Genomic DNA, 23,341 nt, shown 5'->3' on the forward strand with positions numbered 1-23,341 from the left:
TTGATGTGTCGCTTCCCGCCACGCGAGTGAGGCAACCCGCCCGGCTTGATCCCTCGGCGCGCGCCGCCTACACCCGCGCCATGACTTATGCCCCCTATCCGGCGCTGCGCCTGCGCCGCACCCGTGCTTCGGCCTGGAGCCGGGCGATGCACGCCGAAAACCGCCTGTCGCCCAGCGATTTCATCTGGCCGCTGTTCGTGACCGAAGGCGACGGGGTCGAGGAACCGATCGCCGCACTGCCCGGCGTGTCGCGCTGGTCGGTGGACCGGATCGTGGCGCGGGCGAAGGATGCGCGCGACGCGGGCATTCCCTGCCTCGCGCTCTTCCCCAATACCCAGGTCGGGCGCCGCAGCGACGACGGGGCCGAGGCGCTCAATCCCGACAACCTCATGTGCCGGGCGATCCGCGCGATCAAGGATGCGGTGCCCGACATCGGCGTCCTGACCGATGTGGCGCTCGACCCCTATACCGCCCATGGGCAGGACGGGTTGCTGGACGATAGCGGCTATGTCCTCAACGACGCGACGATCGACGTGCTGATCGGCCAGTCGCTCAACCAGGCGGCGGCGGGCGCGGACATCATCGCGCCCAGCGACATGATGGATGGCCGGGTCGGCGCGATCCGCGGCGCGCTGGAGCAGGGCGGCCACGCCAATGTCCAGATCATGGCCTATGCCGCCAAATATGCCAGCGCCTTCTACGGCCCGTTCCGTGATGCCGTGGGATCGCGCGGCTTGCTGAAGGGCGACAAGAAAAACTACCAGATGGACCCCGCTAATGGCGAGGAAGCGCTGCGCGAAGTCGCGCTGGACCTGGCAGAGGGCGCTGACAGCGTGATGGTGAAGCCGGGCCTGCCCTATCTCGACATCGTCGCGCGGGTGCGGGATCGCTTCGCTGTGCCGGTGTTCGCCTATCAGGTGTCGGGCGAATATGCGATGATCGAACATGCCGCCGCTGCTGGCGCCGGCGACCGCGACGCGCTGATCCTGGAGACGTTGATGGCGTTCAAGCGGGCGGGGTGCAGCGGCGTGCTGACCTATCATGCGCTCCACGCAGTCAGGTTGCTGGCGGCCTGATGCAGATCGGCACCCGCGCCCGCTTCGTCCTGACGATCTGCGCGGGTTCGTTTCTGCTCTTTCTGGTCCAGCCGATGATCGCCCGGATGGCGCTGCCGCGTCTGGGCGGTGCGCCGTCGGTGTGGAATTCGGCCATGCTGGTTTACCAGGCGCTGCTGCTGGGCGGCTATGCCTATGCCCATATGCTGGGGCGGTTTCCCGCGCGGCGGCAGGCGCTGATCCATCTGGGGCTCTTTCTGGCCGCCGCCATATTCCTGCCGATCGGCCTGGCCGGTTGGCAGCCACCAGCGGACATGGAGCCGGCGCTGTGGGTGCTGTGGCTGTTGGCCGCGTCGATCGGTCCGCTGTTCTTCGTGGTCGCGGCGCAGGCGCCCCTGTTGCAACGCTGGTTCGCGCTGGCGGACGGGCGCGATCCCTATCCCCTCTATGCCGCGTCCAACCTGGGCAGCTTCGCCGGGTTGCTCGCCTATCCCTTGCTGGTCGAGCCGCTGCTGACGCTGAAGGCGCAAAGCATCCTCTGGTCGCTCTGCTACGGCGCGCTCTTCTTCCTCGTCTATGCCAGCGCCCGCCAATTGCCGCCCGACAGTCCGGGCGAACCGGTGACGGACGCCGCACCCGAACCACCGCCGGGTCGCGGCATGATGACGCATTGGCTGATATTGGCCGCCGTGCCATCGGGCCTGATGCTGGCGACCAGCCTGTATCTCACCACCGATATCGTCGCCATGCCGCTGCTCTGGGTGCTGCCGCTCGGCCTCTATCTGCTCAGCTTCTCGGTCGCCTTCGCGGTGCGGCGCGGCGCGGCGGACCTGTGCCTGACGATCGCGCCGCTGATCCTGCTGATCGGCGCGTGCATCGCCTTTACCGGCGGCGTCCATTTTCCCGTGTTCATCGCCATCGGCATCCTGACGGTCCTGTTCGTCGTCGCGACCGCGCTGCATGCCCGGCTCTACGACCTGCGACCCGCGCCCGTGCATCTGACGCGCTTCTACCTGCTGATGTCAGTCGGCGGGATGCTGGGCGGGCTGTTCTGCGCCCTGATCGCGCCGCTGATCTTCGACTGGACCTATGAATATCCGATCCTGCTGGCGGCGGCGGCCTTGCTGCTGCCCGCGCGGGAAGCGACGCTGCGTTTGCCGCGCCTGTTGTGGGAAGACCCCCATCGCCGGGTCTGGCTTGCCTGCGTCTTCCTCATCCTCGGCCTCATCCTGTCGATGGCCGGTGGCGGGTTGCTGACGGCGGGCGACACGCCGCCGCTGGTCAAGACGATCAGCTTCGTCACGATCATCGCGCTGTCGATCCTGGCGCTGGGCCATCGCTGGCTGACGGCGGGCATGCTCATCTATCTGATGCTATGCCTGAGCGGATGGGAGAAGCTGTCCCAGTCGGCGAGCGGCATGCTGACGCGCAGCTATTTCGGCGTCTATGGCGTGGCGAACAAGGGTGACACGCAACGCATCCTGTTCCACGGCACGACGCTGCACGGCGTTCAGAACCGCACGCCCGGCCTGGAAACCGACCCGACCAGCTATTATGCGCCCCAATCCGGCGTCGGTCTGGCGCTGCGCCATGCGCCCGACCTGTTCGGGCCGCGCGCGCGGATCGATGTGGTGGGGCTGGGGGCGGGGACGCTGGCCTGCTACACCCGGCCCGGCCAGACATGGCGTTTCTACGAGATCGATCCGGCCATGGCCGCCATCGCGCGCAATCCCGCCGACTTCACCTTCCTGTCGCGCTGCCAGCCCAGGGCGGACATCGTCATCGGCGACGCGCGCATGATGCTGGCGCGGCAACCGGCCCATGGCGCGGACATCGTGGTGATCGACGCATTCTCGTCCGATTCCATCCCCCTCCATCTGCTGACGCGTGAGGCGTTCGCCATCTACGCGCGCAGACTGGCGCCCGGCGGGCTGCTGCTGATCCATATCTCCAACCGCTATCTGGACCTGCGCCCGGCGATCGCGGCGCAGGCGCGGGACAGCGGATGGCAGGCGCGGCTGCGTCATTACAAGCCGCTCAAGCGCGATGCCGCGCGCTTCTACACCGCATCGCTTTGGATCGCCCTGTCGCATGATCCGGCGCGGCTCGATCGGCTGGCGGCGTTCAGCAAGCCCGGCGACTGGCAGCTGCTGCATGGGCGGGACGACTTCCGGGTCTGGACCGACGACCATGCCAGCATCCTACCGGTGCTGAAGATCAGACCATAAGAGGAGAGGTTTCTTGTCCAGCGCCGCGCATCCCGATGTCAGCATCATCCCGTTCGACGGCAAGACGCCGGTCATCCACCCCAGCGCCTTCATCGCGCCGGGGTGCCGAATCATCGGCGATGTGGAGATCGGGGAAGACGCCAGCATCTGGTATAATTGCGTCCTGCGCGGCGACGTGAACAAGGTGCGGATCGGCGCGCGGACCAATGTGCAGGACGGCACGATCATCCATTGCGACAGTCCCGGCGATCGCGCCGATGGCCGTCCGGTGGAGGGATGGCCCGCGATCATCGGCGACGACGTGCTGATCGGCCATATGGCGATGATTCATGGCTGTGTGCTGGAGGATCGCGCCTTCGTGGGTCTGGGCGCGATCGTCATGAGCGGCTGCGTGGTGGAAAGCGACGCGATGCTGGCGGCGGGCGCGTTGCTCTCACCGGGCAAGCGCGTAGTGCATCGTCAGCTATGGGCCGGTCGCCCGGCCAAATATATGCGCGACCTGAGTGACGAGGCGATCCTGGATATGCGCGAGGGCGTGGATCAGTATGTCCATAATGCCAAGGCGCATAAGGGCGCGATCAGGGCGATGGGGGAATAGGGGAAAGGCTGACGTTGCAATCTCGTCACCCCGGGCTTGACCCGGGGTCTTGCTGCCTTCTCAAAGCCGGGATCGAAAGAAAAGCGGGATCGCGGGTCAAGCCCGGGATGACGTTATCACTGACGGCAGTTCCTGTACCCCCTTAAGGCTGCGGCAGGCGCGCCTTCATGGCGTCGATCCGGTCGTTCTGCTGATCCACCAGAGCCAGCGCGGCGCTGCGGGCGGCGTCGATATCTTCCACACCGCCGCTGGCCTTGCCGTCCGCCACGGCGTTGCTGCGCTGGACATAGAGGGTGTCGAGGCTGGCGAGCGCCGACACGCTGTCGTTGCGCGCGGATTCCAGCGCGCTGATAGCCACCTGGGCCGATACCCAGGCGTCGCTGGACACCGCCGCGCCCGCAGCGCCGCGTGCGGCCTTGTCGGCGCGCGCATAGGCGGCGTCGAAGGCAGCCGCGCCCTTGTCCGCCTGGCCCATATAGCGCGCGATTTCAGCGCTGAGCGCGGCATCGGCCGGGATCGGTGCCGGTGGCGGGCTGAGCTTTTCCACCGGCGCGCTTTCGACCGGCCGCTTGGCGAGCGAGGGATAGTTTTGCGGCGGCCCCGCACAGCCGGACAGGATCAGGGCCAGGGCGGTGAGGAGGCGGCGCGGAGTCATGTCCTGCATCTAGGGGGCGGGGGCGCGGGGCGCAACCGCCTCAACGCGCAACCCTCAACGCGGCAGCGCCGCCGCTTCGCGCGCCAGCGCCTCGATCTGCGCGGCGTCGACCGGTCTCTTGGGCACGACCCAGCTGCCACCGACGCATTTGATGAAGGGCTGGGCCAGCCATTCGGGCGCGCTTTGCGGGGTGATGCCGCCGGTGGGGCAGAAGCGGGCGGTGTGCAGCGGCGCGGCCAGTGCCTTCAGGGCGGGCAAGCCGCCGGACGTTTCGGCGGGGAAGAATTTGAAATGGGTCAGGCCCATGTCCATGCCGCGCATGATGTCACCCGCCGTGGCGGTGCCGGGCAGGAAGGGAATCTTCGCCGCGATCGCGGCCTTGCCCAGCGGCTTGGTGAGGCCGGGGCTGACGATGAAGCGCGCGCCCGCCTCCATCGCGGCGTCGAGCTGGGCGGGGTTCAGCACGGTGCCCGCGCCGACGACCGCGCCTTCGACCGTCGCCATTTCGCGGATCACGTCCAGCGCGGCGGGGGTGCGCAGCGTCACTTCCAGCGCAGGCAGGCCGCCTGCCACCAGCGCCCGGGCAATGGTCAAGGCATCTTCGACCCGATCGACGACCAGCACCGGGATGACGGGGGCCAGGTCCATCACCTGTTCGACGGTCAATTTGCTCATTCTTCTTCCTCTCTCGAAGCGTCTTCCAAAGCCGATATGTGCATCTGCCAAGACTGGAAAACGCGCAAACCCAAAACCTACGGACGGATGATCCGGCGGATCACCTCTCCCTGAATGCGGCGGCGGCCCCGAACAGGCCGATTTCGTCGTGGATGGCGCAGCGGATCGGGACGCTGGCCATCAGGCTTTCGAACCGGCCCTTGGCCTTGAAACGGGTATGGAAACCGCTCTGCACCAGAAATTCGCGCATCCGCTGAGTCAGGCCACCCGCCAGCACGACGCTATGCGGGCCATGGGCCAGCGCCAGGTCGCCCGCGACCGATCCGTAGCACAGGCAGAAGCGGTCGAGCGCGCGGCGCGCGAAAGCGTCGGTGCCGTCGAGCGCGGCCTGCCACAATTCGGGGTCTTCCATCAGCATGACGCGGTCATGGCCGATCGTCGCCAGCGCCTTGTAGATATAGTTGAGGCCCGGCCCCGACACAATTCGCTCGGTCGATACGCGCAGGAACTTGTCGCGCAGGTAGGACAGGATTTTTTCCTCGGTCGGATCGAGCGGGGCGAAGTCCAGATGGCCGCCCTCGGTCGCGATCACATGGGGATGACCCTGGTCATAGGCGATCATCGCCACGCCCAGGCCCGTGCCCGGCCCCAGGATGGTGACGCCGCCATCGGTCGGAAACGGCCGGTCCTCACCGAACAAGAGGGGCAGGTTTTCGGCCGGCAAGCGCGATACGGCATGGCCGACCGCTTCGAAATCATTGACGAGGCGGACCGTGCGCATGCCCAGATCCTGCGCCAGCGTGTCGGCGCGGATCACCCAATTGCTGTTGGTCAGCTTGATGACCTCGCGCCCGATCGCGGTGGCGAAGGCGATGGAGGCGGCGTCGGGCAAGGGGCCGTCGCCCTGCTTCTTTTCGTCTTCGGCGAAGGCGGACCAGCAGGCCTGGAGGCTGGGATAGTCGGCGACCTTATATTTGCGCACGGTGCCGAGCGTCGGCACGCCCCGATCGTCGAGCGATGCGCGGGCGAAACGGGCGTTGGTTCCGCCGATGTCGGCGGCGATGATGTCGGTCATGTCACTCTCCGTCCGTTCGCCCTGAGCCTGTCGAAGGGCCGTCCTTCTCTTCAAACAAGAGAAGGGCTTCGACAGGCTCAGCCCGAACGGAAATATATCCGCTGTTAAAGCTCGCTTTCCATCGCCGCCAGGATCGGCGACGCGCCCTGTTCGGCCAGGTCGCTATGATGGCGGAACAGCGCGAACAGCTCGCGGCCGGTGTCGTAGGGCGGGGGCGGGGCGGCGGGAATGTCCCGCGCGTCCCATGTCGCGGCATCGACCAGCGCTTCGACCGTGCCGGTTTCCGCACAGACGCGCACCAGATCGCCGTCGCGCAGTTTGCCGATCGGGCCGCCGCCCAGCGCTTCGGGCGACAGGTGGATGGCGGCGGGCACCTTGCCGCTCGCGCCGGACATGCGCCCGTCGGTCAGCAGCGCCACCTTGAAGCCGCGATCCTGCAATACGCCCAGCGCCGGAGTCAGCTTGTGCAGTTCGGGCATGCCGTTGGCCTTTGGCCCCTGGAAGCGGACCACGACCACGACGTCGCGCTCCAGTTCGCCCGCCTTGAACGCGCGCAGCACATCGTCCTGGGTATGGAAGACAGCGGCGGGGGCCTCGATCGTCCAGCGTTCGGGGTCCACCGCGCTCACCTTCATGACGCACCGGCCCAGATTGCCCTGGAGCAGCTTCATGCCGCCATCGGCGCTGAACGGGTTGGACGCGGGCCGCAGCATCGTTTCGTCGCGCGATGCGGGCACGGCCTTCCATGTCAGCGCCTCATTCTCCAGCATCGGCTCCGTGCCATAATCGGTCAGATCCTTTCGCGCGACGGTCAGGATGTCGCGATGGAGCAGGCCTGCGTCCAGCAGTTCGCGGATGATGACCGCCATGCCGCCCGCCGCGTGGAAATGGTTCACGTCGCCCGACCCGTTGGGATAAACCCGCGCCAGCAATGGCACCACGTCGGAAATCTCAGCAAAGTCGGTCCAGTCGATATGGATGCCCGCCGCCCGCGCGATGGCGGGCAGGTGGATGGCGTGGTTGGTGGACCCGCCGGTCGCCATCAGCCCGATGATCGCGTTGACGATCGCCTTTTCATCGACGCAATGGCCCAAAGGCCGATAGTCGTCGCCGTCCCATCCGATGTCGGCGATGCGATGCGTCGCAGCGCGCGTCAGTTCGCTGCGCAGCTTCGTGCCTGGATTGACGAAGGCGGCACCCGGCATGTGCAGGCCCATCATCTCCATCATCATCTGGTTGGAGTTGGCGGTGCCATAGAAGGTGCAGGTGCCCGCGCCATGATAGCTGGCGCTTTCGGATTCCAGCAGCTCGTCGCGGCCCACTTTCCCTTCCGCATAGAGCTGGCGGATGCGCACCTTTTCCTTGTTCGCCAGGCCCGACGGCATCGGCCCGGCCGGGATCAGGATGGTCGGCAGATGCCCGAAGCGCAGCGCGCCGATCAGCAGGCCGGGCACGATCTTGTCGCAAATGCCCAGCAGCAGCGCGCCCTCGAACATCGCATGGCTGAGCGACACGGCGGTCGAGAGCGCAATGGTGTCGCGGGAAAAGAGCGACAGGTCCATGCCCGACTGCCCCTGCGTCACGCCGTCGCACATGGCGGGCACACCGCCCGCTACCTGCGCCGTCACGCCGATTTCCCGCGCGGCGATCTTGATCTGTTCGGGATAGCGACCATAGGGCTGATGCGCCGACAACATGTCGTTATAAGACGTGATGATGCCGATATTCATCGCTCGCCCGGTGCGGATGACAGGCTTGTCTTCGCCGCTCGCGGCAAAGCCATGGGCGAGGTTGCCGCAAGACAGCTGATCGCGGTTGGTGCCCGCATCGCGGCCCCGTTCTATCAGGTCGAGATATTTCAGGCGCGTGAGCGCGCTGCGCTCCACGATGCGGGCGGTGACCTTGGCGATCACCGGATTCAGGTCAGTCATGCCAGCTGGCTCCGTCTCGTTCGATAAGGGCAATGGCCGAAGACGGCCCCCAGTTCCCGGATGAATAGGGCGACACCTTCATGTTCGCCTCCTTCCATCCGTCGATGATCGAATTGATCCAGCTCCATTGCGCTTCCACCTCGTCGCGGCGCACGAACAGGGTCTGGTCGCCCGCCAGCAGGTCCAGGATCAGCCGTTCATAGGCGATCCGGCGGCGCTGACCGGCGAAGGCGGCGGTCAGCGACACGTCCAGCGTCACCTCGTCCAGCTTCACCTGCCGCTCCAGCCCCGGCCTTTTGCTCATGATCGTCAGCCGGATATATTCTTCGGGTTGCAGGCGGATGACCAGCGTATTGGCTTCCAGCCCCGAACCTCCGCCCGACGCCTGCCCGTCGCGGCCGAAGATCGAATGGCGGACCGGCTTGAAGCGGATCTTGATTTCCGACTGGCGGGTCGGCATCCGCTTGCCGGTGCGCAGGTAGAAGGGCACGCCCTGCCAGCGCCAATTGTCGACATGCGCCTTCAATGCGACAAAGGTTTCGGTGTCGGACGACTGGCCCAGTTCGTCGGCATAGCCGGTCACGATATGGCCGCCGACTGCGCCCGGCGTATATTGGCCGCGCACGCTGTGGGTCTTGACGGTTTCGGCGGTCATCGGCCGCAAGGATCGCAACGCCTTGACCTTCTCGTCGCGCACGGCGGTCGGGTCCATGCGCGCAGGCGGCTCCATGGCGATGATCGACAGGATCTGGAGCATATGGTTCTGCACCATGTCGCGCAGCGCGCCGACTCCGTCATAATAGGATACGCGGCCTTCCAGCCCTACGGTTTCGCCGACAGTGATCTGGACATGGTCGATCGCCGTGGCGTTCCACAACGGCTCGAACATGACGTTGCCGAAGCGCAGCGCCAGCAGATTCTGGACCGTTTCCTTGCCTAGATAATGGTCGACGCGGAAAATCTGTTCTTCGGCGAACAGCGCGCCGATGCCGTCATTGACGGTTTTGGAGGACGCCAGATCCTTGCCGATCGGCTTTTCCATCGCGATCCGCGTGTTGGGCGCGATCAACCCGGCATCGGCCAGCCCTTGCGCGGTCGGCGCGAACAGCGACGGCGGGGTGGACAGATAGACCGACAGGCCCCGTTCCAATCGCCCGTCGATACGCTCGGCTAGCTTCGCGAACTGATCGGCATTGCCCGCATCGACCGGCTGATAGCCGATCATCGCCACGAAACGCGCCGCGACGTCCGCATCATAACGATCGGCGGCCAGAAACTGGCGCAGCGCGGCGTCCACATCCTTGCGGAACGCGTCGTCGTCCAGTTCCGATCGGCCGGACGCGACGATCAGGAAATCGTCGGGCAGCAGCCCGTCCGACAGAAGGTTGTAGAGCGAAGGAAAGATCATCCTGCGCGCCAGATCACCGGTGGCGCCGAATAACAGGAACGTAGCAGACGGCTCGGTCAAAGGATGGTCCTTCTCCGTTGGAAGATTGTCTATGTCTGCACGAGGCCGCCTTATAGCGGGCGAGGATCGTTACGCAAGAAGGCTATCGCCAAAGCCCGCATGTCGCAACAGGATGAGGTGCAAGCGGCGAAAAACGGCGGGAACTTCCCGCTGCGTCATGCGGTTGGACCCTTGGATACATCGTACGGGCGATCGCCCGGCGAGACGCATCCCTGCACGAATTTTCTAGTCATAAAAATCAGGAGAATGTCTGATGGCTCACGTCGCAACCCGCGATGGCGCGTCGCTGCACGTCAAGGATATGGGCAGCGGCCCGCCGGTCGTGCTCATCCATGGATGGCCGCTGACCGGCGATATGTGGGAATATCAGACGCTGGCCCTGTTGGAGGCGGGCTATCGCGTCATCACCTATGACCGCCGCGGCTTCGGCCATAGCAGCCATCCCGCTACCGGCTATGATTATGACGTTTTCGCCGACGACCTGGCCGACGTGCTGAACGAGCTTGACCTGCAACAGGCGTCGCTGGTCGGCTTCTCCATGGGCGGCGGCGAAATCGCCCGTTACCTTTCCCGCCATGGTGCGGCCCGGATCGCGCGCGTGGCGCTGATCTCCTCGGTCGTGCCCTATGTGCTGAAGGACGACACTAACCCCGACGGCGTCGACATCGGCGTGTTGCAGGACATGAAGGACCAGGTGCGCAAGGACCGGTTCGACTTCCTCCAGACCTTCGCCAAGACATTCTACGGGGTCGGCTGGGTCAGCAGACCGGTCAGCCAAGGCGTGCTTGACTGGAGCTTCATCCTGGGCGTGATGGCCAGTCCCAAGGCGACGATCGATTGCGTCGATGCGTTTGGGCAAACCGATTTTCGGGGTGACCTCGCCGCCTTCACTGTGCCTACGCTTATCATCCATGGCACCTCGGACAAGACCGTGCCGATCGATCCGACCGGACGGGCCGCAGCAGCGGGCATCCCGCACGCGACCTTCATCGAATATGATGGCGAACCCCATGGCCTGTTCGCCACCGCGCCGAAGCGGCTGAACGCCGACCTGATCGACTTTTTGGGCGGTTAAGCTTTGGCGGCGCGCCTGTCCGCGATCAGGCGGGCAGGCGAATGCGCCGCTTCCAGTTGGCAATATGCGCGCCCGCCAGCATCAGGCTGCCCGCGAGCGTCCATAGCGTTTCCCAGGCCGCGCTGTTGGTAGCCAGCGCGCCGATCGTCATCAGGGCGAGTCCTGCTACGCCCATGACAAGCAGGCTGGCGGCATGATGGTGCCGCCAGCCTTGCACAAGCGCGAACAGGCTGGTCGGCACGGCCAGCGCCAGCATGATCAGATGAAAAGACTCGCCCGGATCGACGCGACCGGCGATGGCGGGCAGCAGCGCGAACAACAGAGGCAAACCCAGGCAATGCAACATGCACAGCGACGATGCGCACAGCGCGAAGCCGTCCAGCCATTTGCTGCGGCTGTCTACCATTTGCTGCGCCTGCCGAGCGCCCTCACACGAAGTCATGATCTATTCCGTTCAATGTTATAACATAACATACTGGTCGCGATTTGGGCTTGAGTGGGCGGACTGTCAAGGATCGCGCACGCACTTTCGACGCATCCATGAATTTTCGGCTGGACGCCCGCGCCGGATTTTGTCATCTGGCCCGACCAGCCGTGCGGGCGTGGTGAAACTGGTAGACGCGCCGGACTCAAAATCCGGTTCCGCAAGGAGTGTCGGTTCGATTCCGACCGCCCGCACCATGGTTTGGCTTTCGGTTTTACGGCCTGAAGAGAGCGATTCACCGATATCGCCATCATCGCGCCCGGCCAGAGTTGCACTCTGTACCTGTCGTTCCCGTTCAGGCCATCACCGTATCCGTCACCGCCCGCCTTGCGCCTGGAACCACGGCACCATCCGCGCGATCGCGTCTTCGACCCGGTCGGTCGATACCGCGAAGCTGAACCGGATGAAGCGATGGCCGTCGACCGGATCGAAATCGATGCCCGGCGCCGTGGCGACGCCGGTTTCGCGCAGCAGCTTCTGGCAAAAGCGCAGACTGTCGTTGGTCAGGTGGCTGATGTCGGCATAGATATAGAAGGCGCCATCGGGCGGCGCGATGCTGGCGAGGCCCAGCGCGGGCAGGGCATCGAGCAGCAACTGCCGGTTGCGCCGATAGCTATCGACATGCCCCTCCAGTTCGTCGGTGCAGTCGAAGGCGGTCAGCCCTGCGCGCTGCGCCAGGACCGGCGGGGTCAGGAACAGATTGCCCATCCGCGCCCGCGCCGCGTCGATCAGCGCGGGCGGCACCACGATCCAGCCCAGTCGCCATCCGGCCATGGAATAATATTTGGAAAAGCTGTTCACGATCACCGCGTCGGGCGCATATTCCAGCATCGATCGGGCCGGTTCGCCAAAACTCAGCCCATGGTAGATTTCGTCGGAGATGATGCGGATGCCCCGGTCGGCGCATATCTGCGCGATACGGGCCAGTTCTTGCCCCGGGATGATCGTGCCCGTGGGATTGGCCGGGCTGGCGAGGATCAGGCCGTCGGGCGCGGGATCGATCGCGGCCAGCGCGTCTGCGCTGATCTGGTAGCGTTCGGCCGGGCCGCAGGCGACCTCGACCGGTTCCAGATAGAGCGCCTTGAGGGTGTTGCGATAGGCGACATAGCCCGGCCGCGCCGTCGCCACCCGCGCGCCCGGCGCGAACAGGCTGGTCAGCGCCAGCACCAGGCCGGGCGACGCGCCGCATGTCAGCAGGATCTGCTCGGGATCGACATCCACCCCATGCCGTGCGTGATAATGGCGCGCGATCCGCTCTTTCAGCGGCGTGCTTTCCCAATAGCCCATCGCTTCGGTGTCCAGCACCTGATGCGCCACCGCGATGGCGTTTGCGGGCGCGCCCGTGGATGGCTGGCCGAACTCCATATGCAGGATCGATCGCCCCTGCGCTTCGAGGGCATGGGCTTCGCGGCTGATGGCGATGGCGTGGAAGGGGGATATGTCGGCGATCATGCGCCGTGCCTAGAGCGATTTCCTGTCAGATGAAATCATCGGATGCCTCGGGCGTCGTGAAAGTCCAAAACAGGGGGCGGACTATCCGGTGCAGTTTGAGCAACTGATATCAAGTTGCATTGATAGGAACCTATAGCCCGTTGTTCCCCGGCGTAGGCCCGGGGTCCAGTCCCGCGCTCAGAACTGGACGCCGGCCTGCGCCGGGAACTCCCTCATGGATCAGCATCATCCCATTCTGGTATGATTCGATGCGGGGGCAACCATGTCGATGGCCCCGGCGTTCGCTTCACATGGACATGACGCTGCTTACCGCTTTGCAATATTATGGTGCGGGCGCAGCGACGATCGCCGCCCTGGTCGTATCCCTCAACCTGGGCCGTCGCATAACCGGATGGGCATTCGTCCTGTTCGTGACCTCATCTATCGCGCTGATCGGCTGGGGCTTTTTGGAAAAGGATAGCGAGGGGATTGGCTGGCAGAATATCGCGCTGCTGCTGATTAATGCGGTCGGCGTGTGGCGCTACCTGATCTCCAAGCATGAGGTGAAGGACTGACGCGTGGTGCAAAGGCTCACGCCTCCGCGATCCATATCTCGACCGGCACGTCCTGCTGCAACAGCGCCAATCGGATCGGCAGGTCCTCCACCGCGCCGCCTGCCAATGCCCGGTCATAGACCGCCTTCTTGGCGGCGCCGCCGATCTGCAAAAAGATGTGGCGGCTCTGCAGGATCGCATGCGCGGTCAGCGACAGGCGCTGATGCGGCGCGACGGGCGGGGTCGCCGCGATGGTCAGTGCTTTGGTCGCCAGCCCCTCAGCCAGTTCCGCGCCTTCCGGGAACAGCGAGGCCGTATGCCCATCGTCGCCCATGCCCAGCAATATGATGTCCAGCGGCCAGGGCAGGTCGGCGAAGATCGCCTCGGCCGCCGCCTGGCCCGCATAGGCATCGGCTGCATCATTCTTCATCGGCACGAAGCGCGCCTGCGCCGCCGCGCCCTGCAACAAACTCTCGCGCACCAGCCGTTCGTTGCTGTCGGCGCTTGCGGGATCGACCCAGCGTTCGTCCACCAGCGTGACGACGACCTTGCTCCAGTCGAGATCGACCTCAGCCAGCGTCTCCAGCACCGGCCGGGGCGACCGTCCGCCCGATAGCGCGATGGTCGCAACCCCGCGCGCGCGAATCGCGTCCGACAGGATGGCGGCGATGCGCGCGGCGATGTCGGCGGCGGCCTGCGCCCCGGTGGCGAAAAGATGTTCGGTCGGCATGGATCAATCCCCGCTATCAGCCCCCGCTATCAGCTAACGTGCAGATGTCGATCCATTGCGCGCCGGTCAAGTCCGCCAGCCGATCGGGCGTCAGTTCGACCGATGTCGTGCGCGATCCCGCCGCCGGAAAGACGGTCGTGAATGCGCGCAACGACATGTCGCAATAGACGGGTAGGGGCGCGGCCAAGCCAAATGGGCAGACGCCACCCACCGGATGGCCGGTGATCGCCTCCACCTCATGGCTAGCCAGCATGCGCGGTTTGCCGCCCAGCGCGGCCTTCGCCTTGCCATTGTTGAGGCGCGCGTCGCCGCGTGCGCAGACCAGCACGACCGTGTCGCCGATGCGCAACGACAATGTCTTGGCGATCCGCGCCGGTTCCACGCCCAGTGCGACGGCGGCCTCGATCACCGTCGCGGTGCTGACGCCTTGGTCGATGATCGCCAGATCGGGCGCATGTTCGGCCAGGAAAGCGCGGACGCTGGCCTCGCTCATGCGGCGGGGATTTCGCCCTGTATCTCGCTCAGCTTGCGTTCCCAGGCCAGCGCATGGGTGACGATCTGCTCCAGATCGGCATAGCGCGGCTGCCACGGAAATTCGGCCATGATCGCGCGATTGTCGGAAATCAGCGAATCCGGGTCGCCCGCGCGGCGGCCTTGCAGGCGGCGATCGATCGTCCTGTTCGTCACCCGATCGACGGCGTCCAGCACCTCCAGCACGGAAAAGCCCCGGCCATAGCCGCAATTGAGCAGATAATTCTGCTCCGGCTTCGCCATCAGCCCTTCCAGCGCCAGGACATGCGCGGCGGCCAGATCGCTGACATGGATATAATCGCGTACGCCGGTGCCGTCGGGCGTATCGAAATCGGTGCCGAACACGCCGACGCTCTCCCGCTTGCCCAGCGCCGCTTCCACCGCGACCTTGATCAGGTGGGTCGCGCCTGCCGTCGACTGGCCGGTGCGGCCCTGCGGGTCCGCGCCCGCGACGTTGAAGTAGCGCAGCGCGCAGAAATTCATCGGATGCGCCGCCGCCACGTCGCGCAGCATATATTCGGTCATCAGCTTCGACATGCCATAGGGATTGATCGGCCGCTGCGCCGTCGTTTCCCGGACCGGGCTTTCATCGGGTATGCCATAGGTCGCGGCGGTCGAGGAAAAGATGAAATGCGGCACGCCGACGCGCACCGCGCTTTCGATCAGGTCGCGGGTCTTGGCGCTATTGTTGTGATAATATTTCAAGGGGTTATCGACTGACTCGGGGACGACGACCGAGCCTGCGAAATGCATGATAGCCTTCACGCCATGGTCGCGCAGGGTCGCTTCCACCAGTGGCTGGTCGGCGATGTCGCCGCGCACCAGCGGCACGTCCTGCGGCACGGCCCAGTCGAAGCCTGTGACCAGATTGTCGATCACCACCACGCCATAACCGGCGTCCTTCAGCGCCAGCACGGCATGGCTGCCGATATAGCCCGCACCGCCCGTGACCAATACCGTTGGCTTGCTCATAAGAAAAAGGTCTCCCCGAAATGTTCGGGAAGACCTAGCCGAGTGTCGTTGCGATTTATAGAGGCTGTTCCCCGGCCTTCGCCGGGGCACAGCTCATGCCGCTATGCGATCGGCGACCGGCCGATAGAAGGTCGCGCCGCTGGCCGCCATGTCCCGCAATTGCTGCGTCGGGGTAAAGCGTGGGCCGTGCGCCGCCGCCAAACGGTCGAGCGTGGCGACGACATGGGCGATGCCGACCGTGTCCATATGGCTGAACGGCCCACCGGTATAGGGCGCAAAGCCCCAGCCGAAGATCGCGCCGATATCGCCATCTTCGGGCGTTTCCAGCACGCCTTCCTCGAAACAGCGCGCGCATTCGATCAACTGGCGATAGAGCAGCCGCTCCTTCACCGCATCCACATCGGGCTGGCGTTCGGCGCGGGGAAGAGGTCGCCCAGGACAGGCGCAAGATACTTCTTCCCGCCCTCGGGATAGTCGTACCAGCCCTTGCCGTTCTTGCGGCCCAGGCGGCCCGCTTCGACCATCTTCACCATGATGTCGTCCGAACCCTGCGGGACATAGGCGTCGCCCAGTTCCTTCTTGGCCGCCGTCATGATCTTGACGCCCAGTTCGATCGACACCTCGTCGCTGACGGCGAGCGGGCCGGTCGGCATGCCCAACTGCTTGCCGGCATTTTCGATCAGCGCGGGATTGACGCCCTCGCCAACCAGTTCGGCGCCCTCCTGCACATAGGTGCCGAAGCTGCGCGAAGTGTAGAAGCCGCGGCTGTCATGCACGACGATCGGCGTCTTCTTGATCTGCGCGACGAAATCCAGCGCCTTGGCGATGGCGGCCGGTCCGGTCTTTTCGCCCAGGATGATTTCCACCAGCGGCATTTTTTCGACGGGTGAGAAGAAATGGACGCCGATGAAATTTTCGGGCTTCGTCCAGGCCTGCGCCAGCGTGGTGATCGGCAGGGTGGAGGTATTGGACCCGAATATGGTGTCCGCGCCCAGCACTTCCTCAACCTTTTTCGTGACTTCCGCCTTGATGCTCACATCCTCGAACACCGCCTCGATCACGAAGTCGGCCCCGGCCAGGTCGGCATAGTCGGTCGTGGGCGTCACGCGAGCCAGCGTTTCGGCCAGCTTCTCGGGCGTCATGCCCTTGCCCAATCGCTTGGTCAGCACCGCCTCGACATGCGCCTTGCCCTTTTGCGCATAGGCCAGGTCGCGGTCGAACAGCATGACCTCGATCCCCGCCTGCGCTGCGACGGTGGCGATGCCCGCACCCATCATGCCCGCGCCGAGCATGGCGAGCTTCTTGGTCGGTGCCTTGGGCTGGTCCTTGGGTCGGCGCGCGCCGCGTTCGGCGGCTTGCTTGTTGACGAACAGGGTGCGGATCATGTTGGACGCCTGCGGGTCGGCGGCGACCTTGGCGAAATATTTGCTCTCGATCCGGATTGCCCGGTCCATCGGCAGGGTGATGCCTTCATAGACGGCCGACAGCAAGGCGATCGGCGCATTCATGTTCCGCTGCGTCTGTTTCAGCGTCATCGGCAGCGCGCCCGCCATGGTCTGGACGAAGCCGGGGTTGAAGCCGCCAGCGCCGCCGGGCACCTTGAAGCCCTTCACGTCCCAGGGTTGGGTATTGGCGTTCGGGTTGGCCTTCACCCATTCGCGCGCGGCTTCGACCGCCGTACCCTGCGGCACGACTGCATCCACAACCTTCAGCATCGCGGCTTCCGCCGGGCGGAACAGCTTGCCCTGGAGCATATACATCAGCGACGCCTGCACGCCCATGATGCGCGGCAGGCGCTGCGACCCGCCACCGCCGGGGAACAGGCCGACCAGAATTTCCGGCAGGCCCAGCTGCGTCTTGGGGCTGTCGCCCACGAAGCGGCGATGGCAGGCCAGCGCCAGTTCGAACCCGCCCCCCACGCAAGTGCCCTCGATCGCACAGGCGACCGGCTTGCCGCTGGTTTCCAGGCGACGGAACAGCGCGTTCAGCACGAACAGCTTGTCGAAGATCGCGGCGGGGGCGGGGCGCTCTCCGTCGCCCGTTGCCAGCATAGACCCGAAATATTTGAGGTCCATGCCCGCCATGAAGCCGCTGGCCTTGCCCGACGCGATGACCGCGCCTTTGATGGCGTCCTCCGACGCGATGCGCGTGATCGCGGCGTCCAGGTTCGCCAGGAAATCCGGGCCGATGACGTTCATCGACTGGTCCGGCACGTCGATCGTCAGGGTGGCGATGCCGTCGGCGTCGATATCGAAGTTGATGGTTTTCATGGCTTTGCCTTTACTCTCCGTTCGCCCTGAGCCTGTCGAAGGGCTTCTCTTTCTTTGCAGAAGGAAGGGGCTTCGACAGGCTCAGCCCGAACGGGAAATGGGGGGATCAGATACGCTCGATGATGATGCCGGTGCCCATGCCCGCGCCCACGCACAGGTTGATGAGCGCCGTGCCCTTGCCCGATCGTTCCAGTTCGTCCAGCGCGGTGCCCAGCACCATCGCCCCGGTCGCGCCCAGCGGGTGGCCCATGGCGATCGCGCCGCCATTGACGTTGATCTTGCTATGGTCGAGGTCCATCGCCTGCATGTAGCGCAGCACGACCGACGCGAAGGCTTCGTTGAGTTCCCACAGGTCGATGTCAGCGGTGGTCATACCGGCCCGCGACAGCAGCTTGCCCGCGACGAACTCCGGCCCGGTCAGCATAATCAGAGGCTCCGACCCGATCGAGGCCATGGCGCGGATGCGGGCGCGGGGCTTCAGCCCATATTTGTCGCCCATATTCTTGTTGCCGACCAGCACGGCCGCCGCGCCATCGACGATGCCGCTGCTGTTGCCGGCATGGTGGACATGGTTGACCTTCTCCAGTTCGGGATAGCGCAGCAGCGCCACCGTGTCGAAGCCCGGCATGTCTTCGCCCAGCGCCGTGAAGCTGGGCTTCAACGCGCCCAGCGACTGCATCGTGGCATCGGGGCGCATATGTTCGTCATGGTCCAGCACCACCTGGCCGATCACGTCCTTCACCGGCACGATCGACTTGGCGAAGCGCCCCTCGTCCCAGGCCTGCTTGGCGCGCTTCTGGCTTTCCACGGCATAGGCGTCCGCATCGTCGCGGCTGATGCCGAACTTGGTGGCGATGACGTCCGCGCCGATGCCCTGCGGCGCAAAATAGGTCTTGTAGGCGACCGCCGGGTCCATCGCCCATGCGCCGCCGTCCGACGCCATCGGCACGCGGCTCATCGATTCGACGCCACCGCCGATCGCGAACATCGCCTCGCCCGAATAGACCTTGGCCGCCGCCATGTTGACGGCTTCGAGGCCAGAAGCGCAGAAACGGTTGATCTGCACGCCCGGCACGGTCTGCGCATAATCGGCGTTCAGCACCGCGACGCGGGCGATGTCCGCGCCCTGTTCGCCGACCGGGCTGACGCAGCCCAGGATGACGTCGTCCACGTCCGCCGTGTCGATCCGGTTGCGGTCGCGCACGGCTTCCAGCACCTGCGTCGCCAGCTGTATGGGGGGATGTCGTGCAGCGACCCGTCGGCCTTGCCCCGGCCACGGGGCGTCCTGACGGCATCGTAGATATAGGCTTCCATGTTCATTCCCTCTCCGTGGGGGCCGTTCCGGCGCTTCGGATCTGGCCCCGAATGTATTTACGTTTACGTAAAGTGCAAGTGTCTATTATCCTGTTCGCGGTGCCGCCAGCATGCCGTAGGGGCAGTTTGAAATTTTCGATTCAACTGTCCAACTCGCTGTCGCATTTTCCGTGCGTATCGCGCGAATCCCCAAGCCATTTCATGGTGATGCGCATCGGCATAGGCTGCGGCGAAGCACGGAATTGTCGTCCGTCCCGGATGCCGTGTCGCATCGACATGGTCGTCCGCTGTGTATCCTGGGTCACGGCCACCTCCCGTCGCCTTTGCGCGTGTCGGCCGACTGCCGGGCGACCGTGCTGCGGTCATGCCACCGCATCCAGCGTTGCGCACCTGACATAGTTGCCTATATCCCCTCGCATGGACAGTGCGCCGCCAGACCCAACTCAACCGCTCCCGTCGCCGCTCTCCATCCCCATCTTCCGCGCGATCTGGACCGCCAGCCTCGCGTCCAACTTCGGCGGGCTGATCCAGTCGGTCGGCGCGGCCTGGATGATGACGTCGCTGTCGGCGTCCCCCTCCTGATCGCGCTGGTCCCGGCGGCAACCACGCTGCCGATCATGCTCCTGTCGCTCTGGGCGGGCGCGGTCGCCGACAATCTGGAGCGGCGCAAGGTGATGATCGCCTGCCAGGCGTCGATGCTGCTGGTGTCGACCCTGCTGGCGGCCAGCGCTTGGGCCGGGCTTTTGACGCCCTGGCTGTTGCTGGGCTTCACTTTCCTGATCGGATGCGCGACCGCGATCAATGGCCCCGCCTGGCAGGCGTCGGTCGGCGACATGGTGCCGCGCGCCATCCTGCCCAGCGCGGTCGCGATGAACAGCATGGGCTTCAACCTGGCGCGCAGCGTCGGCCCGGCGCTGGGCGGCGTGATCGTCGCGGTCGCGGGCGCGGCGGCGGCGTTCCTGACCAACGCGCTCAGCTATATCGCGCTGCTGACGGTGCTGTTCCGCTGGCGGCCCAATCTGCCGCCCAAGCTGTTGCCGCGTGAGCGGCTGGGCGTCGCGATGCAGGCCGGGCTGAACTATGTCGCCATGTCGCCCAATATCCGGCTGGTGCTGCTGCGCGCCGCGGTCTTTGGTGTGGGCGCCAGTGCGGTGTCCGCGCTGATGCCCTTGGTCGCCCGCGACCTGCTGGGCGGCGGCGCGCTGACCTTCGGCATGACGAGCGGCGCGTTCGGCATCGGCGCGGTGCTGGCCGCCCTGTCGACCCGCCGCCTGCGCGCGCGCTTCTCGGTCGAAACGATGGTGCGATCGGCGGCGCTGATCCTGGCGCTGGGTACGGCGATCACCGGGGTCGCCCACTGGCTGGCGCTGGCGTTGCTGGGCTATCTGCTGGCGGGCATGGGCTGGGTGACGGCGCTGTCCACCTTCAACGTGTCGGTTCAGATGTCCGCGCCGCGCTGGGTCGTGGCGCGGGCGGTGTCGCTCTATCAGATGATGGCGTTCGGCGGCATGGCGATCGGGGCCTGGCTGTTCGGCTGGCTGGCCGAACATCATGGCGTGGTCGAGGCGCTGTACGCCTCGGCCGCTGTCCAGGTCGTCGCTGCGCTGCTGGGCCTGCTGCGCCCCTTGCCCCAGATCGGCGAGGATAATCTGGACCTGCAGAATAGCTGGCGCGAACCCGACACCGCCGTGCCGGTGGAGCCGCGCAGCGGTCCCGTGGTCGTCACCATCGAATATCGCATTCCTGCAGGATCGGTCGTCCCGTTCCTGACCGCGATGAGCGAGCGGCGGCGCATCCGGCGGCGCGACGGGGCGCATGGCTGGTCGCTGATGCGCGACCTGGGCGATCCGGAACTCTGGGTGGAGCGCTATCATGTCTCGACCTGGCTCGACTATGTCCGCCACAATCAGCGGCGCACCGTGGCCGATGTCGACAATAGCGAAGCGATCCGCGCGCTGCATGCCGGGCCTGACCTCCCGGTGGTCCACCGCATGCTGGAACGGCAGACCGGATCGCTGCCGATCAGCCGTGCGCCCGACGCGCGCGAGATCAGCGATCCGATGACCGATCCCACCCGGTCGAGCTGATTATCGCGGCGCGACCGGACGCAGGTCGGGCAGGTCTTCGGGCGTGTCGATGTCGTGCAGGATATTCCCCATCGTCTCGATCTGGATACCATGGCTCAGCAGCGCGCGGGCGCCCTGATCGCCTTTCAACTCCAGCAATTCGGGGAAATGCTTGCGCCCGATGAAGGCGGGGGAGAGGAGGAGAAGCCGTCGGTCGACGCGACGACCGATCGTATATCCTCTGCGGCCAGGCAGATGCGGTTATAATGGGTCTGCGGCACGTCCGGCATGTCGGCCAGGCAGATCAATATGCCGCGGATGCGGTTGTTGGGCATGACATGCTCGACCGCGCGCACGATGCTGCCCGCCATCCCGTCTTCGGGCCGGTCGTTGACGATGATCGTATAGCCGCGCCGGTCGAGCTTGCGATGGATGACCGGCGCATAGGCGATCGGGCGCACGACCGCGATCAACTCGGCAAAGGCCATCGACGCCACCGTCTCCAGCACATGCGCCGCCACCGGCTTTCCGCGCAGATTGGCCATCAGCTTGTCGGCCTCGCCGAAGCGGGAGGAGGTTCCGGCCGCCAGCAGGACGGCGGCAATTCTTTCAGTACGCATGGAAGTTCAAGAACAAAGGCATGATGTCGTGGCGATCCCGATTATGCCCCGATTTGCCACCATGGCGATCTTGTGTCCAGCGATCCGAAAGGGACTGGCTATCGCGCACCCTAGCCGCCATATGCAGGCCCAACAGCATAAGGAGATGCCCGTTCATGGCCTGTGAACTCGAAGCGGAGACTGTCGGCGAAGGCAAGGCGCCGGTTCCGGCCGAAGTCAGCGATGCGATCCGCACCCTGATCCGCTGGTCGGGCGATCAGCCCGAACGCGAAGGCCTCATGGAAACGCCCGAACGGGTGGCGCGCGCCTGGCGCGAATATTGCCGCGGCTATGCCGACGATCCGGCCTATCATCTTTCGCGCATCTTCCATGAAGTGGGCGGCTATGACGATGTCGTCCTGTTGAAGGATATTCCGTTCCAGTCGCATTGCGAACATCATATGGCGCCCATCGTGGGGAAGGCGCATATCGCCTATCTGCCCGGCGACTATGTCGTGGGCATATCGAAGCTTGCCCGCGTGCTGCACGCCTATGCCAACCGGTTGCAGGTGCAGGAGCGGCTGACGTCCGAAGTCGCCAACTGCATCTGGGAGCATCTGAAACCCCAGGGCGTGGCCGTCGTGATCGAAGCGACCCATGGCTGCATGACCGGGCGCGGTGTGCGGACCCCCAATGTCATCATGAAGACCAGCCGCATGCTGGGCGTATTCCGCGACAGTGAAAAGTCGCGGGAGGAAGTGTTGAAGCTCATCGCTTCATGAGTGAAGAGACGGAACCTGCCTATCGCCCGCTGGGCAAGGCGCGCGGAGAGGCCGAACCGGTCGGCGCGCCGATGGCGGCCAAGCGGCTGGCGCTCGTTACGGGCGGGCATCGGCGGCTGGGCGGCATCATCGCCTCCGCGCTGGCAAAGGCGGGCCATTCGCTCGCCATCCATGGCAGCCACGACACGCGGCTCGATTCCCATCTGGCGCTGACCTTCGAGGAGGAGGGCACGGAATGGGACGGCTTCGTCGTCGATTTCGCCGATCCCGAAGGGGCGGAGGAACTGGTGGCGCGGGTGGCGGAGCGCTTCGGCCGCCCGCCCGACATATTGATCAACAGCGCGGCGATGTTCGGCCAGGATCGGCTCGACACGGTCACGGCCGAAGACCTCATGCGCCACTATGCCGTCAATTGCGCCGCGCCGACCCTGTTGACGAAAGCGTTCGCCACCATACCTGCAGGCGTGGGGGATCGGTGCATCGTCAACATCCTGGATCAGCGCATCGATCATCCCCATGGCGACCAGCTGGCCTATACCCTGTCGAAGCTGGCGCTGGCCGGACTGACGCGCACCAGCGCCGCCAGCCTGGCGCCCAAGGTGCGGGTCAATGCCGTCGCGCCGGGGCTGACCATCGCGACGCCGGATTATGACGAAGCGCAGATGGAGCGGCTGGCCGAGCTGATGCCGCTCGCCCGCCTGCCGCAGGCGGAGCAGATCGCGCAGGCGGTCCTCTATCTGGTGGAGGCGAGCGCGGTGACCGGGCAGACGCTCTATGTCGATGGCGGCGCGCACCTCAAAAGCTATGACCGGGATTTCATGCATCTGTGCCGATAGGATCGGCGCAAA

The 23,341-nt window shown here is 65.4% G+C and carries 17 protein-coding genes, 1 tRNA gene and 4 pseudogenes; 9 read left to right on the forward strand and 13 right to left on the reverse strand.

Features of this window, described 5'->3' with window-relative positions; all coding sequences use genetic code 11:
- Positions 1 to 80 precede the first annotated feature (80 nt).
- The 3 genes from hemB to U5A82_RS09620 are packed head-to-tail and all read left to right on the forward strand — an operon-like array spanning position 81 to position 3,881.
- Positions 81 to 1,076, forward strand: coding sequence for a porphobilinogen synthase (gene hemB, locus U5A82_RS09610; protein ID WP_326292897.1), 996 nt, complete (start codon positions 81 to 83; stop codon positions 1,074 to 1,076).
- Positions 1,076 to 3,283: a fused MFS/spermidine synthase gene (locus tag U5A82_RS09615; RefSeq protein WP_326290433.1), complete on the forward strand. Its 2,208-nt coding sequence runs from the start codon at positions 1,076 to 1,078 to the stop codon at positions 3,281 to 3,283. The genes hemB and U5A82_RS09615 overlap by 1 nt, the downstream gene beginning before the upstream one ends.
- A gap of 13 nt (positions 3,284 to 3,296) precedes the next feature.
- Positions 3,297 to 3,881 carry a gamma carbonic anhydrase family protein gene (locus U5A82_RS09620; protein WP_326290435.1) on the forward strand — a complete coding sequence of 195 codons (585 nt, stop codon included), beginning with the start codon at positions 3,297 to 3,299 and terminating at the stop codon, positions 3,879 to 3,881.
- 142 nt (positions 3,882 to 4,023) lie between these two features.
- Here U5A82_RS09620 and U5A82_RS09625 read toward each other — a convergent pair whose 3' ends face one another.
- From U5A82_RS09625 to zwf, 5 genes are all read right to left on the reverse strand, one after another.
- Positions 4,024 to 4,536 (reverse strand): hypothetical protein, encoded by a 513-nt coding sequence (locus tag U5A82_RS09625; RefSeq protein WP_326290436.1) that lies wholly within the window; start codon positions 4,534 to 4,536, stop codon positions 4,024 to 4,026.
- A 54-nt stretch (positions 4,537 to 4,590) separates the two neighbouring features.
- The gene (gene eda / locus U5A82_RS09630; protein ID WP_326290438.1) at positions 4,591 to 5,211 is read right to left on the reverse strand and encodes a bifunctional 4-hydroxy-2-oxoglutarate aldolase/2-dehydro-3-deoxy-phosphogluconate aldolase; all 621 of its coding nucleotides are present in this window, start codon (positions 5,209 to 5,211) and stop codon (positions 4,591 to 4,593) included.
- A gap of 100 nt (positions 5,212 to 5,311) precedes the next feature.
- Complete coding sequence (glk, locus tag U5A82_RS09635) at positions 5,312 to 6,286, reverse strand: glucokinase (protein WP_326290440.1); 975 nt, start codon at positions 6,284 to 6,286, stop codon at positions 5,312 to 5,314.
- Between the two features lie 104 nt (positions 6,287 to 6,390).
- On the reverse strand, positions 6,391 to 8,217 hold the full coding sequence (edd, locus tag U5A82_RS09640; protein WP_326290441.1) for a phosphogluconate dehydratase: 1,827 nt from the start codon (positions 8,215 to 8,217) through the stop codon (positions 6,391 to 6,393).
- The gene (gene zwf / locus U5A82_RS09645) at positions 8,210 to 9,685 is read right to left on the reverse strand and encodes a glucose-6-phosphate dehydrogenase (protein ID WP_326290443.1); all 1,476 of its coding nucleotides are present in this window, start codon (positions 9,683 to 9,685) and stop codon (positions 8,210 to 8,212) included. The genes edd and zwf overlap by 8 nt, the downstream gene beginning before the upstream one ends.
- 253 nt (positions 9,686 to 9,938) lie before the next feature.
- On the opposite strand from zwf, the gene U5A82_RS09650 reads away from it, so the two are divergent.
- Positions 9,939 to 10,760 carry an alpha/beta fold hydrolase gene (locus U5A82_RS09650; protein ID WP_326290445.1) on the forward strand — a complete coding sequence of 274 codons (822 nt, stop codon included), beginning with the start codon at positions 9,939 to 9,941 and terminating at the stop codon, positions 10,758 to 10,760.
- Between the two features lie 25 nt (positions 10,761 to 10,785).
- On the opposite strand, the gene U5A82_RS09655 is transcribed toward U5A82_RS09650, so the two are convergent.
- The gene (locus tag U5A82_RS09655) at positions 10,786 to 11,166 is read right to left on the reverse strand and encodes a MerC domain-containing protein (protein WP_326290447.1); all 381 of its coding nucleotides are present in this window, start codon (positions 11,164 to 11,166) and stop codon (positions 10,786 to 10,788) included.
- Positions 11,167 to 11,356: 190 nt separating this feature from the next.
- Between U5A82_RS09655 and U5A82_RS09660 the strand changes: the two genes are divergently transcribed.
- Positions 11,357 to 11,441 (forward strand) — tRNA-Leu (locus U5A82_RS09660).
- A gap of 118 nt (positions 11,442 to 11,559) precedes the next feature.
- On the opposite strand, the gene U5A82_RS09665 is transcribed toward U5A82_RS09660, so the two are convergent.
- Entirely contained in the window at positions 11,560 to 12,696 is a 1,137-nt protein-coding gene (locus U5A82_RS09665) for a pyridoxal phosphate-dependent aminotransferase (RefSeq protein WP_326290449.1), read from the reverse strand.
- A gap of 290 nt (positions 12,697 to 12,986) precedes the next feature.
- Between U5A82_RS09665 and U5A82_RS09670 the strand changes: the two genes are divergently transcribed.
- Entirely contained in the window at positions 12,987 to 13,250 is a 264-nt protein-coding gene (locus U5A82_RS09670; RefSeq protein WP_326290451.1) for a hypothetical protein, read from the forward strand.
- Between the two features lie 16 nt (positions 13,251 to 13,266).
- On the opposite strand, the gene pgl is transcribed toward U5A82_RS09670, so the two are convergent.
- The 5 genes and pseudogenes from pgl to U5A82_RS09695 form a co-directional block, all read right to left on the reverse strand.
- The gene (gene pgl / locus U5A82_RS09675) at positions 13,267 to 13,959 is read right to left on the reverse strand and encodes a 6-phosphogluconolactonase (protein ID WP_326290453.1); all 693 of its coding nucleotides are present in this window, start codon (positions 13,957 to 13,959) and stop codon (positions 13,267 to 13,269) included.
- A 16-nt stretch (positions 13,960 to 13,975) separates the two neighbouring features.
- Entirely contained in the window at positions 13,976 to 14,452 is a 477-nt protein-coding gene (locus U5A82_RS09680; protein ID WP_326290455.1) for a YbaK/EbsC family protein, read from the reverse strand.
- Entirely contained in the window at positions 14,449 to 15,462 is a 1,014-nt protein-coding gene (gene galE, locus U5A82_RS09685; protein WP_326290457.1) for a UDP-glucose 4-epimerase GalE, read from the reverse strand. Before galE ends, U5A82_RS09680 begins: the two co-directional genes overlap by 4 nt.
- A gap of 93 nt (positions 15,463 to 15,555) precedes the next feature.
- Positions 15,556 to 17,732 (reverse strand): annotated as a pseudogene (locus U5A82_RS09690) (3-hydroxyacyl-CoA dehydrogenase NAD-binding domain-containing protein).
- 106 nt (positions 17,733 to 17,838) lie between these two features.
- Positions 17,839 to 19,046, reverse strand: a pseudogene (locus U5A82_RS09695) (acetyl-CoA C-acetyltransferase).
- Positions 19,047 to 19,463: 417 nt separating this feature from the next.
- Between U5A82_RS09695 and U5A82_RS09700 the strand changes: the two are divergent.
- A pseudogene (locus U5A82_RS09700) lies at positions 19,464 to 21,133 on the forward strand (MFS transporter).
- Here the strand turns inward: U5A82_RS09700 and U5A82_RS09705 are convergent.
- Positions 21,134 to 21,732, reverse strand: a pseudogene (locus tag U5A82_RS09705) (nucleotidyltransferase family protein).
- A gap of 155 nt (positions 21,733 to 21,887) precedes the next feature.
- Here U5A82_RS09705 and folE point away from each other — a divergent pair.
- Complete coding sequence (folE, locus tag U5A82_RS09710; protein WP_326290459.1) at positions 21,888 to 22,493, forward strand: GTP cyclohydrolase I FolE; 606 nt, start codon at positions 21,888 to 21,890, stop codon at positions 22,491 to 22,493.
- Positions 22,490 to 23,329: an SDR family oxidoreductase gene (locus U5A82_RS09715; RefSeq protein ID WP_326290461.1), complete on the forward strand. Its 840-nt coding sequence runs from the start codon at positions 22,490 to 22,492 to the stop codon at positions 23,327 to 23,329. Before folE ends, U5A82_RS09715 begins: the two co-directional genes overlap by 4 nt.
- The last annotated feature ends 12 nt before the right edge of the window (positions 23,330 to 23,341 follow it).

Origin of the sequence: Sphingobium sp. CR2-8 (assembly GCF_035818615.1) — a bacterium.
Classification (GTDB): domain Bacteria; phylum Pseudomonadota; class Alphaproteobacteria; order Sphingomonadales; family Sphingomonadaceae; genus Sphingobium.

What these genes read in the sequence shown, in the direction of transcription:
- hemB (WP_326292897.1), top strand. Translation starts at nt 81, where the DNA reads ATGACTTATGCCCCCTATCCGGCGCTGCGCCTGCGCCGCACCCGTGCT.
- U5A82_RS09615 (WP_326290433.1), top strand. Translation starts at nt 1,076, where the DNA reads ATGCAGATCGGCACCCGCGCCCGCTTCGTCCTGACGATCTGCGCGGGT.
- U5A82_RS09625 (WP_326290436.1), bottom strand. Translation starts at nt 4,536, where the DNA reads ATGACTCCGCGCCGCCTCCTCACCGCCCTGGCCCTGATCCTGTCCGGC.
- eda (WP_326290438.1), bottom strand. Translation starts at nt 5,211, where the DNA reads ATGAGCAAATTGACCGTCGAACAGGTGATGGACCTGGCCCCCGTCATC.
- glk (WP_326290440.1), bottom strand. Translation starts at nt 6,286, where the DNA reads ATGACCGACATCATCGCCGCCGACATCGGCGGAACCAACGCCCGTTTC.
- edd (WP_326290441.1), bottom strand. Translation starts at nt 8,217, where the DNA reads ATGACTGACCTGAATCCGGTGATCGCCAAGGTCACCGCCCGCATCGTG.
- U5A82_RS09650 (WP_326290445.1), top strand. Translation starts at nt 9,939, where the DNA reads ATGGCTCACGTCGCAACCCGCGATGGCGCGTCGCTGCACGTCAAGGAT.
- U5A82_RS09655 (WP_326290447.1), bottom strand. Translation starts at nt 11,166, where the DNA reads ATGGTAGACAGCCGCAGCAAATGGCTGGACGGCTTCGCGCTGTGCGCA.
- U5A82_RS09665 (WP_326290449.1), bottom strand. Translation starts at nt 12,696, where the DNA reads ATGATCGCCGACATATCCCCCTTCCACGCCATCGCCATCAGCCGCGAA.
- U5A82_RS09670 (WP_326290451.1), top strand. Translation starts at nt 12,987, where the DNA reads ATGGACATGACGCTGCTTACCGCTTTGCAATATTATGGTGCGGGCGCA.
- pgl (WP_326290453.1), bottom strand. Translation starts at nt 13,959, where the DNA reads ATGCCGACCGAACATCTTTTCGCCACCGGGGCGCAGGCCGCCGCCGAC.
- U5A82_RS09680 (WP_326290455.1), bottom strand. Translation starts at nt 14,452, where the DNA reads ATGAGCGAGGCCAGCGTCCGCGCTTTCCTGGCCGAACATGCGCCCGAT.
- galE (WP_326290457.1), bottom strand. Translation starts at nt 15,462, where the DNA reads ATGAGCAAGCCAACGGTATTGGTCACGGGCGGTGCGGGCTATATCGGC.
- folE (WP_326290459.1), top strand. Translation starts at nt 21,888, where the DNA reads ATGGCCTGTGAACTCGAAGCGGAGACTGTCGGCGAAGGCAAGGCGCCG.
- U5A82_RS09715 (WP_326290461.1), top strand. Translation starts at nt 22,490, where the DNA reads ATGAGTGAAGAGACGGAACCTGCCTATCGCCCGCTGGGCAAGGCGCGC.